The following is a 16694-nucleotide window of genomic DNA, read 5'->3' as shown; positions in this document are numbered from 1 at the left end:
ACCATGTTTAAACGTTTACTGATGATTGCCATGCTGGTGGTTGCGGTACCGCTGACGGCAACCGCAGCCGATCAGAGCAACCCCTACAAACTGATGAATGAAGCGGCGCAAAAGACGTTCACCCGTCTGAAAAACGAGCAGCCGAAAATCAAGCAGGACCCTAACTACCTGCGTCAGATTGTGCGTCAGGAGCTGCTGCCTTATGTACAGATCAAATATGCGGGCGCGTTAGTGCTGGGCCGCTACTATCGTGATTCGACGCCCGCTCAGCGTGAAGCCTACTTCAGCGCCTTTGGTGACTATCTGGCGCAGGCTTATGGTCAGGCACTGGCACTGTACAACGGACAGAGCTACAAGATTCAACCTGAGCAGCCGTTAGGCGATGCCCAGATTGTCGCTATTCGCGTTTCCATTATCGATCCCAATGGTCGTCCGCCGGTTCGCCTTGACTTCCAGTGGCGTAAAAACAGCCAGAGCGGTAACTGGCAGGCGTATGACATGATCGCTGAAGGCGTCAGCATGATCACCACCAAACAAAATGAGTGGAGCGATCTGTTACGTACCAAAGGTATCGATGGTCTGACGGCGCAGCTGAAATCTTCTGCGGCACAGCCAATCACGCTGGATAAACAACAATAATGCACGAATCGTTACGCTGGGAGCGGGAAGCCAGCACGCTATTACTGAAAGGCGAACTGGATCGCGACACGCTGATGAGCCTGTGGCAGCAACGTGAAACGCTGATTAAAGATGTCGATACCATCGACGTCGCGGCGCTGGAGCGTGTGGACTCTTCCGGGCTTGCCCTGCTGGTGCACCTGCGGGAAATCGCGCGGGCACAGGGTATTACCCCTCGCTTTACGGGCATCAGCGACAAACTGCATTCGCTGATAACGCTTTACAATCTGCAACAGATTATTGTTTCTGCGGATAAAAGCGCCTGATTTCCGGTTGTTATGCTAAGCCCCTGTTTTCAACAGGGGCTTTTGCGTATTTAAGAGTCAGCCGCTTTCCTCTACTATGTCAGCCTTATTATTATTAAGTGAAGTTAAGCCCAATGGAAAACAGTGAAATTCAGGCCGTGCTGATGGCAGCATTGCCTTTAGATGAAGTGCATGTGATGAGCAATGATGGCAGCCATTTTCAGGTGATCGCCGTAGGCGAACTGTTTGGCGAACTGAGCCGCGTGAAAAAGCAGCAGGCTGTCTACGCGCCGCTGATGGAATTTATCGCGGATAACCGCATTCATGCTGTCTCTATCAAAACCTATACTCCCGCTGAATGGGCGCGTGACCGTAAACTCAACGGTTTCTGATCCCCAGCGTGGTGAACTCGTCGCTGGCGAGTCCAATCTTTAGCTAGTTAATTGAGAGCCGTGTTAATGGACAAATTTCGTGTGCAAGGCCCCACCCGCTTAAGTGGTGAAGTAACCATTTCCGGGGCAAAGAACGCCGCGCTTCCTATTCTGTTTGCTGCGCTGCTGGCTGAAGAGCCGGTCGAGATCCAGAATGTGCCAAAGCTGCGCGACATTGATACCACCATGAAGCTGCTGAGCCAGCTGGGTGCGAAGGTGGAACGCAACGGTTCTGTGCATGTCGATGCCAGCGCGGTAGATGTATTTTGTGCGCCTTACGATCTGGTCAAAACCATGCGTGCCTCAATCTGGGCGCTGGGCCCGCTGGTGGCGCGTTTTGGTCAGGGTCAGGTTTCCCTGCCGGGTGGCTGCGCTATCGGCGCGCGTCCGGTTGATCTGCACATCACCGGTCTTGAACAGCTGGGTGCCGAGATCAAGCTGGAAGAGGGCTACGTGAAAGCGTCAGTCAATGGCCGCCTGAAGGGCGCACTGATTGTCATGGACAAAATCAGCGTCGGCGCGACCGTGACCATCATGAGTGCTGCGACGCTGGCGACCGGTACCACCGTGATTGAGAATGCGGCGCGTGAGCCGGAAATTGTCGATACCGCCAACTTCCTTAACACCCTGGGCGCCAGAATCAGTGGTGCAGGCAGCGATAAAATCACCATCGAAGGCGTAGAGCGTCTGGGTGGCGGTGTTTATCGTGTCCTGCCGGATCGTATCGAAACCGGTACCTTCCTGGTGGCTGCCGCCATTTCGGGTGGCAAAGTGATGTGTCACAAAACCCAGCCGGATACGCTGGATGCTGTGCTGGCCAAGCTGCGTGATGCGGGTGCCGATATCGAAACCGGCGAAGACTGGATCAGTCTGGATATGCACGGCAAGCGGCCAAAAGCGGTCAATGTGCGCACTGCACCGCATCCAGGTTTCCCGACCGATATGCAGGCGCAGTTCACACTGTTAAACATGGTCGCGGAAGGCACGGGCGTGATTACCGAAACCATCTTCGAAAACCGTTTCATGCATATCCCGGAACTGATTCGTATGGGCGGACATGCTGAGATTGAGAGCAACACGGCGATCTGTCATGGGGTTGAAACCCTGTCAGGTGCGCAGGTGATGGCGACCGATTTGCGTGCGTCTGCCAGCCTGGTTCTGGCCGGTTGTATTGCGGAAGGAACGACGTTTGTTGATCGCATTTATCACATCGATCGTGGCTATGAGCACATCGAAGATAAGCTGAAAGCCATGGGCGCAAACATCGAGCGCGTCAGCGAAGAGTAATCCCGCAGATGCTCTGAAAGAGCCAGCCCCCTTTGGGGGCTGGTTTTTTTTCGCCTGAGGATCGCCTGAGTTTTCAGGCGGTATCGGAATGATCGACAGGCGCCCGGATACGTTTTCTGCGATCCAGCAGGCAGTGGGTCTCGGGATCGTAATAGCGGCTGGGCCAGATCTCACAAGGATGAACCTTGATCGCGTCAGCGATCAACCATTCGCCCTTGGGCCATGGACGCGTGAGCGCATTAGCCAGCGTTGATGAACTGAGACCTGCTGCGCGTGACAGCGCCGCGAGTGTCATTCCACGCTTATGCAGCGCCGCGATAATGTCAGCCGGGTGCCAGTCTTCCATCCTTTTTTGCATATCCTGTTCTCCTTTTCCCTGTCATTGCGTCGTCCCGCAGGACGTGAGCTTTCCTTTTTACCGTTATCTGGAAAGATTGAGGTTTTTATAGCAAATAGTTCCCATTAGTTTCCAGTAATATTTGGATCCAGCATCTGATCTGTGGGGTGGCATGCAAAAGGAGTGCAACAGCTAAGAGGTAACAAAAAGAAGTGAGAGCAGGGACGTAAAAACGGAGCCTGTCAGGCTCCGTGAGGGATCAGAAATCGCGCTGAACTGACATGTGCGCCAGCGACTCCAGCGCACTGCGCCACGGCGATTCGGGCAGAATACGCAAGGCTTCAATGGCTTTATCCGCTTCCTGTTCGGCGCGGCTGCGCGTCCATTCGAGTGAACCACACTGATTCATCGCTTCCAGTACCGGTTCCAGCAGATGGCGGCCATTTCCCTGCTCAATGGCTTCACGGATCATCTTCGCCTGCTCAGGTGAGCCGTGCTGCATAGCATGCAGCAGTGGCAGCGTGGGTTTGCCTTCACTCAGATCATCGCCGGTATTTTTGCCCAGCGTCTCGCCGTCAGCACTGTAATCCAGTAAGTCGTCAATTAACTGGAAAGCGGTGCCCAGATAGCGCCCATAATCCTGTAGCGCTTTTTCCTCTTCAGGTGTGGCTTCAGCCAGTATCGCCGAGGCCTGCGAGGCCGCTTCAAACAGACGCGCGGTCTTGCTGTAAATCACGCGCATGTAACTCTCTTCGGTGATGTCGGGATCGTTGACGTTCATCAGCTGCAGGACTTCGCCCTCAGCAATCACGTTTACCGCTTCTGACATCAGCGCCAGGATACGCAGCGAACCCATGCTGGTCATCATCTGGAAGGCGCGGGTGTAAATAAAATCACCGACCAGCACGCTTGCCGCATTGCCAAACGCCGCGTTCGCGGTCGCTTTGCCACGACGCATATCGGATTCATCCACGACATCGTCATGCAGCAGCGTGGCGGTGTGGATAAATTCGATCAGCGCCGCATTGGTCACGTGAAGATCGCCCTTGTAGCCCATGGCACGTGCGGATAGCACGGCAATCATGGGACGGATACGCTTGCCCCCACCACTGATGATGTAGTAGCCCAACTGGTTGATGAGCGAGACATCTGAATTCAGCTGGTCGAGGATGGTCTGGTTAACGGCAGCCATATCCTGTGCGGTTAATTCATTAATCTGTTCTAAGTTCATTCGTCTTTTCAGCTATGACTCGTTATCTCTGCCATGGTAAGTGCTTTTACCCAGCCAGCGTTCAGGTAATCTGTTACTGATTGTACTTGAATTTTCTGCCTGAGAAACGGTTGCATTCAGCCTGTGTTTTTTTTCTGCAAGAGTGTGCAAAGTGCTCTTGTCTTCTTCTGGAGTTTTGCGTAGAATTCGCGCCCTATTGTGAATATTTAGCGCGCCGCCTGATGAACTAAAAGGCAAGCGCAGAAGCGGAGTTTTATATGTACGCGGTTTTCCAAAGTGGTGGTAAACAACACCGAGTAAGCGAAGGTCAGACCGTTCGCCTGGAAAAGCTGGACATCGCAACCGGTGAAACGATTGAGTTTGACCAGGTTCTGATGATTGCTAATGGCGAAGACGTGAAAATCGGCGCGCCACTGGTTTCAGGCGGAATGATCAAGGCAGAAGTTGTTGCTCACGGTCGTGGCGAGAAAATTAAGATCGTTAAGTTTCGTCGTCGTAAGCACTACCGTAAGCAAGCAGGCCATCGCCAGTGGTTCACTGATGTGAAAATCACTGGTATCACGGCATAAGAGGAGATCTGACAAATGGCACATAAAAAGGCTGGTGGTTCGACTCGAAATGGTCGTGACTCCAATGCAAAACGTCTGGGTGTAAAACGTTTCGGTGGCGAATCTGTTCTGGCAGGTAGCATCATCGTTCGTCAGCGTGGCACCAAATTCCACGCCGGTACCAATGTAGGTTGTGGTCGTGACCACACCCTGTTTGCTACCGCAGACGGTAAAGTACAGTTCGAAGTTAAAGGTCCGAACAACCGTAAATACATCAGCATCGTTGCTGAGTAAGGTTGTCGTGACGCAGACGTTTAACGTCTGAACGCACGAATTGAAGGCCCCGCAGCTCCTGCGGGGCTTTTTACATTCTGCGGTCTGTTGCGGTAAAAGCGACGCATCACAAAAGTTTGCTGTACACTTTATGTACGCACTGGCGAAAGCCAATCCTGATTTATCCGCCGCTGGTCAGCGCAGAAGACCCTGGCGGACCTGTCTGCAGAGTGCTGCAGGCGATTGTGTGACGGAGATAGAAAATGAAGTTTGTAGATGAAGCGACAATTTTGGTCGTCGCCGGTGATGGCGGTAATGGTTGCGTAAGCTTCCGCCGCGAAAAATATATCCCGAGAGGCGGCCCTGATGGGGGTGATGGCGGTGACGGCGGTGACGTTTATCTGATCGCTGATGAAAACCTCAACACCCTTATCGATTATCGTTTCGAAAAATCTTTCCGCGCCGAGCGTGGGCAGAACGGCCAGAGCCGCGACTGTACTGGCAAACGCGGTAAAGATATCGAAGTTAAAGTGCCGGTCGGCACCCGGGTTATCGATCAGGGTACCGGCGAGACACTGGGCGACATGACGCGTCACGGCCAGAAACTGATGGTCGGCAAAGGCGGCTGGCATGGCCTGGGTAACACCCGCTTTAAATCATCTGTAAACCGCAGTCCGCGCCAGAAAACCATGGGTACCCCAGGTGAAAAGCGCGATCTGCAGCTGGAGCTGATGCTGCTGGCAGATGTCGGGATGCTGGGCTTACCGAATGCCGGTAAATCGACCTTTATCCGTGCCGTATCGGCAGCGAAGCCAAAAGTGGCGGACTATCCGTTTACCACGCTGGTGCCGAGCCTGGGCGTGGTTCGTATGGACAGCGAGCAGAGCTTCGTCGTGGCCGATATCCCTGGCCTGATTGAAGGCGCAGCCGATGGCGCAGGCCTCGGCATTCGCTTCCTGAAGCACCTTGAGCGCTGCCGCGTGTTGCTGCACCTGATCGACATCGACCCCATCGATGAAAGCGATCCGGTTGAAAATGCCCGCATCATTCTCGGCGAGCTGGAAAAGTACAGCGAGAAGCTGTTCAACAAGCCACGCTGGCTGGTCTTCAACAAAATTGATCTGATCAGTGAAGAAGAAGCGCAGTCACGGGCTAAAGCGGTGGCTGAAGCACTGGGCTGGGAAGATAAGTATTACCTGATTTCTGCCGCAAGCCGTACCGGTGTCAACGAACTCTGCTGGGACGTGATGAGCTTCATCAACGCTAATCCGAAAGAAGCGGAGCTTGAAGAGAAGCAGCCGGAGAAAGTGGAGTTCATGTGGGACGATTACCACAAAGAAACCATTGAAAACACGGTTGAAGTGGAAGATGAAGAGTGGGATGACGACTGGGATGATGAAGACGACGAAGGCGTTGAAATTATCTATCAGCGTTAACCGATCGCCTGCTACAGCGTGATATGCAATGCCCCCTTTCAGGCCTGAAAGGGGGCATTGTTCTTTCTGCAGCTAGCTCATCACCGCTACACTCAGTCGCGCACTGCAGCACAGCTGATCCCGACCGTTCCGAATCTCAATCTGCCAGCTCTGACTGCGTTTACCCAGATGCAGTGGACGGCAAATTCCCCGCACCAGACCGGCAGAAACCGCACGATGATGGCTGGCATTCACTTCTACGCCAACCACGCTGCTGCCTTCCTCAACCGCCAGATATCCGGCAATTGAGCCCATCGACTCCGCCAGCACCACGGACGCACCGCCATGCAGCAGCCCGAACGGCTGTTGCGTACGGGCATCGACCGGCATCGTCGCTTCCAGATAATCATCACCTATCAGGGTAAAAACGATACCCAGATGGGCCACCAGAGAGTTCTCACCCAGCGCATTCAGGGCGGGAAGATCAATGGATCGCTTCCAGATCGCTGTCATCATCAGGCTCCCAGGGTTGCGCCACCATCAACCACAATATCCTGCAGCGTCACATGGCTGGCAAGATCCGACGCGAGAAACAGTACGGTGGCTGCAATTTCCTGCGGCTGCGCGATCTTACCCAGCGGGATACCCAGCTTGAACTGATCCGGGAAGCCGGCAATCATCTCCTGCTCACCCATCGGTGTGTGCCACAGGCTGCGCTGCATATCGGTGTCGGTGGAACCCGGTGAAACGATGTTGCAACGGACGCCATAGGGCGCCATCTCCAGACCCACGGTCTGACAGAGACTGCGCAGCGCCGCTTTTGAAGCACCATAAGCGGACATGCCGATACGCGGGGCGTGAGCCGAATTAGACGCGACGGTGACGATGGCACCGGCGCGCTGTTCGCGAAAGCGTGGCAATGTCTGCTGGAACAGATTAAACGCGCCGCCCGCATTGACGTTAAGACACGCCTGCCAGTCGGCAAACGACAGCTCATCGGTGGCCCCAATCCGTAAAATACCGGCTGCGTTGACCAGCACATCAATGCGCGGTTGCACGGCCAATACGCGCTGGCAGATCGTTTTGACCTGCGCCGGATCGGCCACATCCATCGTGTGGCAGGGAAACGGATAATCATGGCCCTTAAAACGTTGATCAAAGGCCTCAACCTGTGCGCCAGCCTGATGAAAGGCTAACGCAGTATGATAGCCGATGCCCTGGCCGGCACCGGTTACCCAGACGATTTTACCGCTGAAGTCGAATGTGTGGCTCATTTCGCCGGCTCCCGCGTCAGCAGCGCCCACCAGCCATCAATGCTCGGATTTTTCGCCAGGCTGACGAAATCGATATCACGATGTACCTGACGCCAGCGTGCCGCCAGCGCCATCACGCGTACTGAGTCCAGACCGTAATCAATCAGGTTTTCATCATCTTCCGGCACCTCATCATCTTCCAGCAGCGGCAGGATCAACGCGCGCAAATCATCTTTGCTGAGTGGCACAGGCATCAGATCGGCGGTCATCACCACTTTTCCGCTACGGCCCGCGGTGTAGGTCAGCGCCATCATATGTTCCTCACGGCTGAAGTCAGCCAGCGCATCGGCCACCATAAACGGCTGAATATTGCGCATAAACGCATCGGTGGCGGTGGTCAGGCAGCCAATATGGGCATAGACGCCGGTGATAATTAGCTGATCGCGGCCCATCTCCTGCAGGATCGACTCCAGCGGCGAGCGGTGAAATGCACTGTAGCGCCATTTGGTCAGGACATGATCGTCCTCATCCGGTGCCAGCGCATCCACGATCTTCTGCTGATCGGGATGTTTATTCAGGCCCGGTCCCCACATGTCGTTGAGCAGCGCACGATCTTCATCGCTCTGCGCGTTTGGCTGAGCGGTGTAAAACACCGGAATACCCTGCGCTTTGCAGTAGCGACGCAGGCGGGCAATATTGTCGACTACCTGCTCAACCAGCGGGCTATTTTCGCCCCAGAAGTTGAGAAAATAGCGCTGCATATCGTGGATCAGCAGGGCGGCACGGTCCGGCTCCAGCATCCATTTCACTTTGTTGTTGGGCAACTCGGTGGCGGCTGGCAGCGGATAAGAGGTCAGTTGTGGAATAGCCATTGAAAATCTCCGGACAGATCAGGCTTGCGCTTGTTGATCGGCAAGTTGTTGGCGCAGACGTTTTTTGTCCACCTTTCCGACCGCGGTCAGCGGCAGGGCATCTACGCAGGTAATACGGTCGGGCAGCTTAAATTCTGCCACGCCAAGTTCACGCAGGTGACGACGCAGCGCCACCGGTTTAACCGGCTGACGGGTGACGATAAAGGCACAACTCTTTTCACCCATCAGCTCGTCGCTCATGGAGACCAGTGCAGCGTGGATCACATCCGCATGGCGCTGCAGCAGGTTTTCGATCTCTTCGGCTGCGATCTTTTCGCCGCCCCGGTTGATCTGATCTTTCTCCCGGCCCTGCACGATGATGTTGCCAGAGGACGTGATCTCAATCAGATCGCCAGAGCAGTAAAAGCCCTGGTCATCGAAGCTGGCGGCGTTATGTTCCGGGCTGTTGTAGTAGCCGCGGAAGGTATAAGGACCACGCGTCATCAGGCGACCGATGGAGCCTGCTGGCAATGGATTACCCTGATCGTCGGCGACCCACACCTCGTCATCCGGGGAGATCGGGCGTCCCTGCGTGGTGAGAATGGTCTGCTCATCGTCATCCAGTCGGGTGTAGTTCACCAGACCTTCCGCCATACCAAATACCTGCTGCAGGGTGCAGCCGATCTCGTTCTGGATGCGCGCGGCCAGCGTTTCACCCAGCTTTGCGCCACCGACCTGAATGCGTTGCAGCGAGGCCAGCGCGGCATTGCTGCCCCATTCCTGAATCGCCTGCAGCCAGAGACTGGCGGCGGGCGGAACCAGGCCGGTATCGGTGACCTGATGCTTTTCAATCAGCGGGAAGCAGAGCGTTGCGCTGGGATCGGCGGCCAAGATCACCTGTCCGCCCGCGTAAAAAACGCCCAGCGCGCCCGGCGAACTCATCGGGAAGTTATGCGCGGCGGGCAGGGCGATCAGGTAGCGGGTGTCGGCGGTAACATCGCAGATAACGTCACTCTCACGGATGCTGTAGTAGTAATCATTATGGGTACGTGGGATCAGTTTCGGTGTACCGGTACTGCCACCCGACAGCTGGAAAAAGGCGACTTCATCGCCTGCGGTCGGGGTTGCGATGAAGTTGCCCGCGGGTTCAGCCAGCAGGGCGTCGAGGCTGTTTTCCGTCTGAGCGTCATTACGCAGGATCACCTGTTGTAGTGAACGCTGATCGCGGCGAAGTTGCGCAATAAACGCATCATCGGCGAACAGTGCGTGGCTGCGATCGGCAATTAACAGGCTCGGCGAGATCTGACTGGCATAGGCGGCCAGTTCAGTGCGCTGATGGCTGAACAGGGCGTTAACCGGGGCAACGCCGATTTTGAACAGGGCAAACAGCGTCAGGTAAAACTCAGCCACGTTGCCAAGCTGCACCAGCGCCGTATCGCCTGACTTCAGGCCGCGACGCTGCAATGCCGCGGCCAGGTTGTCACTCAGCGCCGCCAGCTGGCGATAGGTAAATTGTCGTTCGCCATCAATCACCGCTACGCTCTCGCTGTCGCGATGACGTTCCAGGATATCGGTCATCGGCAGATCGAGCCAGTAGCCTTTTTCACGGTAACGTGCGGCCAGATCGTCCGGCCAGCGGCTGTAGGAAATCGTCATACAGGTTCCTTTATTGCAGTCCAAAAGCGCGAAGCATGGTATCGAGTTTGACGCCGGTTTCACGCCATTCTGATTCAGGTTGTGAGTCCGCTACGATGCCTGCGCCCGCAAACAGCCGCACCCGCGGGCCATTCACCGTACCGCAGCGAATGGTGACGACCCATTCGCCATTGCCCTGATCGTCACACCAGCCGACGATGCCGCCAAACAGCTGACGTTCAAATGGCTCCAGTCGCTGAATCAGCGCCTGAGCACGCTGATGCGGGAAGCCGCTGAGGGCCGGTGTCGGATGCAGCAGACAGGCCAGTGACAGCGCATTTTCGCGATCGTCCAGCACGTCACCCTGAATCTGCGTAGCGAGATGCCACAATGTTGCGGTGGTCAGCAGTGAAGGTGTCTCGGGGACCGACAGCAGGCGGCTGCGCGGTTGCAGCGTCGCGCGCATCGCATCCGTGACCAGCTTATGCTCATGACGATCTTTTGCTGAGTGCATCAGGCTGTCGCCAGAGGCCTGGTCACGCTGCGGATCGCGATGACGCGGCGCTGAACCGGCCAGCGGACAGGAGCTGAACTGGCGGCCCTGCTTACGAATCATCAGTTCCGGGCTGGCGCCAACCAGCGCGCCACCATCGGGCAGCGGCAGATGGAAGTGATAGCTGTTAGGGTTCTGCGCCACGATGCGCTGCATCAGGGCGGCCGTATCAACCGGTTGTTCCGCCACGATATCCATCAGCCGCGACAACACCACTTTATCCAGATCGCCGCGCTGCGTAGCCGCCACCGCCTGCGCAACCATGTCGATGAAAATGTCATGGTCCGGCACCGCCGTGCGGCGACGCACCTGCGGCAGTTCAGCCTCAGCCAGAGAGGCACTGGCGTTGAGATCGTCACGGTTAAAGGTCTGATACGACTCAGGGATAAACAGCGCAGCAGGCTGATCCACGTCGAAGGGGATTGCACCCACCAGAATGGGATGGGCAATGCCCTGTTTTCTGGCTGAAGCAAAATGGTGTTGTAGTTGCTGCTGAAACTCCCCTGTCAGCTGCTCACCCTGCCTTACCGGCGCGGTAAGGGTAGTAAAACAGCCCTGTGTGGTCAGGCTTTGCAAGGGAGAGGTAAACAGAAAGCCACGGCAGAGTGCCGGGAAATCCTGCAACAAGGGATGTTCAAACGCCAGCGATTCCACCATAATTTCCACCTATAAATGATAAGATAACTAATAATGATTATCATTTGTATTGTGGGCCAGTAACCTACGTTGATTAGCCGAAAGTGTCAATAATTACGCGGCGATTCAGCTGGCATGGCCGGTTAAATCAGCACAAATGGTCTCTCTCTTTTTCCGGGTAAAAGTGGACGAAAATCTATGAGTAAACATGGTGTCACATCGGCGATAGCGCTGTTTTTCCTGAGCATCAGCCTGTTCAGCGTTACCGCTGCTGCCCAGACCGGCTGGCCGCGAACTGTCGCCGGGGCAACAGGCAATATCACGCTGACCCAGGCACCGATGCGCATTGTCTCGACCAGCGTTACCCTGACCGGCTCGCTGCTGGCCATTGATGCGCCGGTCGTCGCCAGTGGCGCAACTGCACCCGGCAGTCGGCTGGCTGATAAGCAGGGATTCTTCCGTCAGTGGGGCGAAGTGGCCAAACAGCGCGGCGTAAAACGTCTCTACATTGGTGAGCCCAGTGCAGAAGCGATTGCTGCTGAAGCGCCAGACCTGATTGTGGTCAGCGCCACCGGGAATGATTCGGCGATCAAACTGGTCGATCAGCTTGCGGCGATTGCGCCGGTGCTGGTGGTGAATTACGACGATAAAAGCTGGCAGCAACTGGTGACGTTGCTGGGTGAGGCGACCGGGCATGAAGCGGAAGCTGCCGCCCGGAAAGCTGAGTTTGATGCGCGAGAAAAGGCTCTGAAAGCGAAGCTGACCCTGCCGCCGCAGCCGGTATCAGCGATGGTGTGGAACGGGGATGGCCGGGCAGTCAATCTGTGGACGGATGCATCGGCGCAGGGGAAATTACTGCAGCAACTGGGCTTCACTCTGGCGACGCCGCCGGCCACTCTTCAGTCTGGTCACAGCATGGGACAGCGTAAAGATATCCTGCAACTGTCAGGAGAAAATCTGGCGGCAGGCCTTAATGGTCAATCATATCTGCTGTTTGCCGCTGAAGAGCCCACCGCCGCACAGGTGATGAGCAACCCTTTCCTGGCGCAGACCCCAGCTGTGCGCGCAAAAGCGGTCTATGCGCTGGGGCTGGATAGCTTCCGGCTCGACTACTACAGCGCCAGCAATTTGCTGACGCGGCTGGAGACGCTGTTCGTTAAATCATGATCCCGTTTCCGCCGGTGCAGGCGGTTGATAGCGACGCAGACGCGCCATCAGCAGCCACATGACGATGCCCAGCACGGTGGCTGCCAGACCAGCCAGGCTGGCCGCCTGCTGCGGCAACAACAGTGAACCCATCGCGCCAATCATCGCTGCACCTATCGCATCGCCGGTGACATTCTGCGCTGTCCAGAGGCTGTTGATCCTGCCGAGCAGCGCATCAGGCGTCAGCGTCTGGATCAGCGCGTACTGCACCAGGCTGTTGATGGCACTGAAATAGCCAAAGGCCGCGAGGCAGACCAGACTCGCGCTGAACCACGGCATCAGGCTGAACAGAGCCAGCGCGACGAAAGCAGCAATAGCACTCGCCAGAATCAGGCGGCCCGGCTGCGGTGACTGTGCCAGCCGTCCGCTGGTGAGGGCACCTGTGGCAGCACCCAGCGGAACGGCGGCATACATCAGCCCTAACTCCGTCACGCCGACCTGCCAGTGTGGCGCCAGCGCCGGATAGAGCACGCGCACCGCACTGGCTAACGTCACCAGCGCGCCGACCAGCGCCGCCATGCCAACAATCGGGCTGGCAAACAGGAATTGCACGCCGCTGGCCAGTGCTTTCAGCGGATGTTCACGCGGCTGCGGCGGTGGCGCAAGCCGCGGCAACCGCAGCAGGGTTAACACCGTCAGCAACGTACCAAATGCCGCCAGTCCGTAGTTCCACGCCACACCGCCCTGCGCGATGACCAGTCCGGCAATGGCGGGTGAGAGAATCGCGCCAAATCGCACCGTCAGCATGGTAATCGCACCTGCTTTCATCAGGTTTTCACGCCCGACCAGCGCCGGCGTCGCCGCCAGCAGCGCGGTGACGCCTATCGCGCCGAAAAAACCATCCCATAGTCCCAGCACAAAGACGGCGATCACCGACGGCGAAGGGAGCAGGGCATTGATGCATAAGGCGACAAAGCCCAGGCCACAGGTGGATCGGGCAAACAGGATCAGACGTCGGCGCTCATAGCGATCCGCCAGCACGCCGCCGGTCAGCAGGCCGATAAACATGCCGGCACCGGCCAGCGTCACCGCCAGCCCCACCAGCAGCGGCGACTGCGTTAGCTGCTGAATCTGAACCGGTACCGCCACCGCCAGCATGCCGAGGGCGACGATGGAGATAAAGCGGGCGATAAAAATGGCGCGAAAGGCGGGGTGGGTTCTCAGCAGGCTGAGATCGATAAAGTGGGAGGGTTTGTTCATAACGTCGCTTTTTTGCACCCATTTTCCTCATCATTGAGTCCGGGAGTCATGGTAACATACAAAAAATCACTAATAACGATAACAAGTATCATTATCATAATGACTCGTGCTGCGATCTCAATGAATCGGTGAAGGTTTAAACGTTATGCGTCAACTTCGTGCAATAGCAGGTTCAGGGATGCTGCTGTTGTTGCTTCTCGCGCTCAGCCTGATGCTGGGTGCCAAATCTATCCCCTTTCATGATGTCACGCAGGCCTTATTCAGCGACTGTAACCGCGTCGATTGTGTCATCGTGCGCGATGCCCGACTGCCGCGCACCCTGGCGGGTCTGCTGGCCGGGATCAGTTTAGGTCTGGCGGGCGCGCTGATGCAGAGCCTGACGCGCAATCCGCTGGCCGATCCCGGCATTCTCGGTATCAACGCCGGTGCAGGCTTTGCGGTGGTGCTGGGCATCGCCCTGTCTGGCGCTGACTCCCCCGCGGACTGGCTTGGCTTTGCCTTTACGGGCGCACTGCTGGCCTCCCTGCTGGTGGCGCTGACCGGTGCGCTGGGCGGTGGCCGCGTTAATCCGGTGCGTCTGACGCTGGCAGGCGTGGCGCTGGGCGCGGTGCTGGAGGGGTTAACCTCTGGTTTATCGCTGCTCAATCCTGACATCTACGATCATCTGCGTTTCTGGCACAGTGGCTCGCTGGATATCCGCAATTTTGCCATTCTGCGCACCACCTTTCCGGCGGTAGTCGCCGGGAGCCTGCTGGCGCTGCTGCTGGCGCGTTCGCTCAACAGCCTGAGTATGGGCGGTGATATGGCGACTGCGCTGGGTACCCGGGTGATGCGTACCCAGCTGGTGGGATTACTGGCTATTGCGCTGCTGAGTGGGGCGGCGACAGCCGCTGTCGGCCCCATCGCTTTTGTCGGCTTAATGACGCCACATCTGGCCCGCTGGCTGCTGGGTAACGATCATCGCTGGATGCTGCCCGGAACCCTTCTTATCACCCCCTGTTTGCTGCTGGCCGCCGATATTCTGGGACGGCTGCTGGTACCGGGCGAACTGCGCGTGTCGATTGTCACGGCCATACTGGGCGCGCCGATGCTGATTGTGCTGGTGCGCCGCAAGTCGGGAAGAGGGCAGATATGAAACGGGTGATAATTAATGCGCTGATGCTGCTGGTGGCCTGCGGGGTGCTGGCCTTTCTGAGCATTACGCGCGGCACCTTACCGATCTCCGCCAGCCAGTTGTGGGCCCTTATCAACGGCGAGGCGGCGCGTAACATACAGCTGATTGTACTGGAGTGGCGACTGCCGCGCGTCATGATGGCGCTGCTGATTGGTGCGGCACTGGGCGTCAGCGGGGCAATTTTTCAGTCGCTGCTGCGCAACCCGCTGGGCAGCCCCGATATTCTGGGTTTCAATACCGGCGCTTACAGCGGCGTCCTGGTGGCACTGGTGCTGTTCCAGCAAAACATGGAGGGCATGACGCTGGCGGCACTGCTTGGCGGACTGCTCACGGCGGGCGTGGTCTGGCTGTTCAGCTGGCGCAACGGCGTGGAGACCTTTCGTCTGATCATTGTGGGCATCAGCGTGCGGGCGCTGCTGATGGCGCTGAACAGCTGGCTGATTATCAGCGCCTCACTGGAGGCGGCACTGAGCGCCGGGCTCTGGAGCGCCGGTTCACTCAACGGCATTACCTGGGCGAAAACGACGCCGGTGATTACCGTGCTGCTGCTGGCGCTGCTGGCGACAAGCATGCTGGCCCGGCGCATGCGTCTGCTGGAGATGGGTGACGACACCGCCTGCGCGCTGGGCGTACCGGTTGAACGCAGCCGCGTTTTGCTGATGCTGACGGGCGTGATCCTCACCGCCGCCTCTACCGCGCTGGTCGGTCCTGTCTCCTTTATTGCGCTGCTGGCACCGCAGATTGCTCGTCGGCTGTGTGGCGGTATCAAAGGCGCGCTGCCGCTGGCTGCCTTGTGCGGCGCGCTGCTGTTAACCGCCGCGGATTACGCCGCGCAGCACTTTTTCCTGCCTTATCAGCTGCCGGTTGGCGTCATCACGGTTAGCCTGGGCGGACTCTATCTGATTGCTTTACTGGTACGGGAGGCGCGACGCCAATGACAGTGAAAACACGTTTGCAGGGCGACGCGCTGACGCTGGGGTATGACAAAAAAATCGTGGCGGAGAATCTCACCGTCGCGATCCCCGACGGTGAACTGACCGTTATTATTGGCCCCAACGCCTGTGGAAAGTCGACGCTGCTGCGTACCTTAAGCCGCCTGGTCTCGCCTCTGAAAGGCCAGGTGCTGCTGGATGGCAATGCGATTGCTCACTACGCTACCAAAGAGGTGGCGCGTCGGCTGGGGCTGCTACCGCAAAGCTCGAATGCACCAGCGGGCATCAGCGTCAGCGAACTGGTCGCGCGCGGGCGTTATCCGCACCAGTCGCTGTTTGGTCGCTGGCGACAGGAAGATGAGACGGCTGTTCAGCAGGCAATGCAGGCTACTGGCGTGGCAGATTTGGCGCAGCAGCAGGTTGATACGCTCTCTGGCGGCCAGCGGCAGCGGGTGTGGATTGCGATGGTGCTGGCTCAGCAGACGCCACTGTTGCTGCTGGATGAACCGACCACCTGGCTCGACATCGCCCATCAGATTGAGTTGCTGGAATTAATGCAGGATCTCAATCAGCAGCATGGCCGTACGCTGGTGGTGGTGCTGCACGATCTCAATCAGGCGTGCCGCTATGCCAGCCACCTGATTGCGATGCGAGACGGGAAAATCATTGCCGAAGGGAAACCGGCGGAGATCGTCACGCCGGAACTGATAGAAGCGATCTACGGCCTGCGCTGCATCATCATTAACGATCCGGTGGCCGGTACGCCGATGATTGTGCCGCTGGGAAGAGGCTGACCTGCGCTTTCTCCA

General features: G+C 57.3%; 19 protein-coding genes. 11 read left to right on the top strand and 8 right to left on the bottom strand.

Annotation, left to right across the window (positions count from 1 at the left end):
* The first annotated feature begins 3 nt into the window (after positions 1 to 3).
* The 4 genes from mlaC to murA all read left to right on the top strand — a co-directional run bounded on the left by mlaC (position 4) and on the right by murA (position 2641).
* On the top strand, positions 4 to 639 hold the full coding sequence (gene mlaC / locus ACXKZD_RS17290) for a phospholipid-binding protein MlaC (protein ID WP_488981772.1): 636 nt from the start codon (positions 4 to 6) through the stop codon (positions 637 to 639).
* Positions 639 to 944, top strand: a complete 306-nt coding sequence (mlaB, locus tag ACXKZD_RS17285; protein ID WP_010251883.1) for a lipid asymmetry maintenance protein MlaB — start codon at positions 639 to 641, stop codon at positions 942 to 944. Before mlaC ends, mlaB begins: the two co-directional genes overlap by 1 nt.
* Before the next feature lie 113 nt (positions 945 to 1057).
* Entirely contained in the window at positions 1058 to 1315 is a 258-nt protein-coding gene (ibaG, locus tag ACXKZD_RS17280; RefSeq protein WP_010251880.1) for a BolA family iron metabolism protein IbaG, read from the top strand.
* 66 nt (positions 1316 to 1381) lie between these two features.
* The gene (murA, locus tag ACXKZD_RS17275; protein WP_010251868.1) at positions 1382 to 2641 is read left to right on the top strand and encodes a UDP-N-acetylglucosamine 1-carboxyvinyltransferase; all 1260 of its coding nucleotides are present in this window, start codon (positions 1382 to 1384) and stop codon (positions 2639 to 2641) included.
* Between the two features lie 73 nt (positions 2642 to 2714).
* Here the strand turns inward: murA and ACXKZD_RS17270 are convergent, their stop codons facing one another.
* Positions 2715 to 2999, bottom strand: a complete 285-nt coding sequence (locus tag ACXKZD_RS17270) for a helix-turn-helix domain-containing protein (protein ID WP_022625265.1) — start codon at positions 2997 to 2999, stop codon at positions 2715 to 2717.
* Between the two features lie 238 nt (positions 3000 to 3237).
* Entirely contained in the window at positions 3238 to 4209 is a 972-nt protein-coding gene (ispB, locus tag ACXKZD_RS17265) for an octaprenyl diphosphate synthase (protein WP_008925415.1), read from the bottom strand.
* A 257-nt stretch (positions 4210 to 4466) separates the two neighbouring features.
* Between ispB and rplU the strand changes: the two genes are divergently transcribed.
* The 3 genes from rplU (at position 4467) to cgtA (ending at position 6466) form a co-directional block, all read left to right on the top strand.
* Positions 4467 to 4778: a 50S ribosomal protein L21 gene (rplU, locus tag ACXKZD_RS17260; RefSeq protein ID WP_008925416.1), complete on the top strand. Its 312-nt coding sequence runs from the start codon at positions 4467 to 4469 to the stop codon at positions 4776 to 4778.
* Between the two features lie 15 nt (positions 4779 to 4793).
* Positions 4794 to 5051 carry a 50S ribosomal protein L27 gene (gene rpmA / locus ACXKZD_RS17255; protein ID WP_003851093.1) on the top strand — a complete coding sequence of 86 codons (258 nt, stop codon included), beginning with the start codon at positions 4794 to 4796 and terminating at the stop codon, positions 5049 to 5051.
* Positions 5052 to 5293: 242 nt separating this feature from the next.
* Entirely contained in the window at positions 5294 to 6466 is a 1173-nt protein-coding gene (cgtA, locus tag ACXKZD_RS17250; protein ID WP_003851092.1) for an Obg family GTPase CgtA, read from the top strand.
* Positions 6467 to 6538: 72 nt separating this feature from the next.
* On the opposite strand, the gene ACXKZD_RS17245 is transcribed toward cgtA, so the two are convergent.
* Genes ACXKZD_RS17245 through ACXKZD_RS17225 form a run of 5 tightly spaced genes read right to left on the bottom strand, consistent with a single transcriptional unit; the run spans position 6539 to position 11394 of the window.
* On the bottom strand, positions 6539 to 6958 hold the full coding sequence (locus ACXKZD_RS17245) for a hotdog fold thioesterase (protein ID WP_029519501.1): 420 nt from the start codon (positions 6956 to 6958) through the stop codon (positions 6539 to 6541).
* A 2-nt stretch (positions 6959 to 6960) separates the two neighbouring features.
* The gene (gene dhbA, locus ACXKZD_RS17240) at positions 6961 to 7719 is read right to left on the bottom strand and encodes a 2,3-dihydro-2,3-dihydroxybenzoate dehydrogenase (protein WP_488981771.1); all 759 of its coding nucleotides are present in this window, start codon (positions 7717 to 7719) and stop codon (positions 6961 to 6963) included.
* Complete coding sequence (locus ACXKZD_RS17235) at positions 7716 to 8570, bottom strand: isochorismatase family protein (RefSeq protein WP_033759624.1); 855 nt, start codon at positions 8568 to 8570, stop codon at positions 7716 to 7718. Before ACXKZD_RS17235 ends, dhbA begins: the two co-directional genes overlap by 4 nt.
* 18 nt (positions 8571 to 8588) lie before the next feature.
* The gene (locus ACXKZD_RS17230; protein ID WP_187494605.1) at positions 8589 to 10205 is read right to left on the bottom strand and encodes a (2,3-dihydroxybenzoyl)adenylate synthase; all 1617 of its coding nucleotides are present in this window, start codon (positions 10203 to 10205) and stop codon (positions 8589 to 8591) included.
* Between the two features lie 10 nt (positions 10206 to 10215).
* Positions 10216 to 11394, bottom strand: a complete 1179-nt coding sequence (locus ACXKZD_RS17225; protein ID WP_488981770.1) for an isochorismate synthase — start codon at positions 11392 to 11394, stop codon at positions 10216 to 10218.
* Positions 11395 to 11571: 177 nt separating this feature from the next.
* Between ACXKZD_RS17225 and fepB the strand changes: the two genes are divergently transcribed.
* Positions 11572 to 12540, top strand: coding sequence for a Fe2+-enterobactin ABC transporter substrate-binding protein (gene fepB, locus ACXKZD_RS17220; RefSeq protein ID WP_022625271.1), 969 nt, complete (start codon positions 11572 to 11574; stop codon positions 12538 to 12540).
* On the opposite strand, the gene entS is transcribed toward fepB, so the two are convergent.
* Complete coding sequence (gene entS / locus ACXKZD_RS17215) at positions 12535 to 13779, bottom strand: enterobactin transporter EntS (protein WP_158149628.1); 1245 nt, start codon at positions 13777 to 13779, stop codon at positions 12535 to 12537. The two genes, fepB and entS, sit on opposite strands and share 6 nt — an antisense overlap.
* A 145-nt stretch (positions 13780 to 13924) precedes the next feature.
* Here entS and fepD point away from each other — a divergent pair, with 145 nt between their 5' ends.
* Genes fepD through ACXKZD_RS17200 form a run of 3 tightly spaced genes read left to right on the top strand, consistent with a single transcriptional unit; the run spans position 13925 to position 16679 of the window.
* Positions 13925 to 14914, top strand: coding sequence for a Fe(3+)-siderophore ABC transporter permease (gene fepD / locus ACXKZD_RS17210; RefSeq protein WP_073832255.1), 990 nt, complete (start codon positions 13925 to 13927; stop codon positions 14912 to 14914).
* Complete coding sequence (gene fepG, locus ACXKZD_RS17205; protein WP_488981769.1) at positions 14911 to 15891, top strand: iron-enterobactin ABC transporter permease; 981 nt, start codon at positions 14911 to 14913, stop codon at positions 15889 to 15891. The genes fepD and fepG overlap by 4 nt, the downstream gene beginning before the upstream one ends.
* Positions 15888 to 16679, top strand: coding sequence for an ATP-binding cassette domain-containing protein (locus ACXKZD_RS17200; RefSeq protein WP_022625275.1), 792 nt, complete (start codon positions 15888 to 15890; stop codon positions 16677 to 16679). The genes fepG and ACXKZD_RS17200 overlap by 4 nt, the downstream gene beginning before the upstream one ends.
* The last annotated feature ends 15 nt before the right edge of the window (positions 16680 to 16694 follow it).

The sequence above is a fragment of the Pantoea sp. ABR1s genome (assembly GCF_057812235.1).
This window is presented reverse-complemented; position numbering and strand designations above follow the sequence as displayed.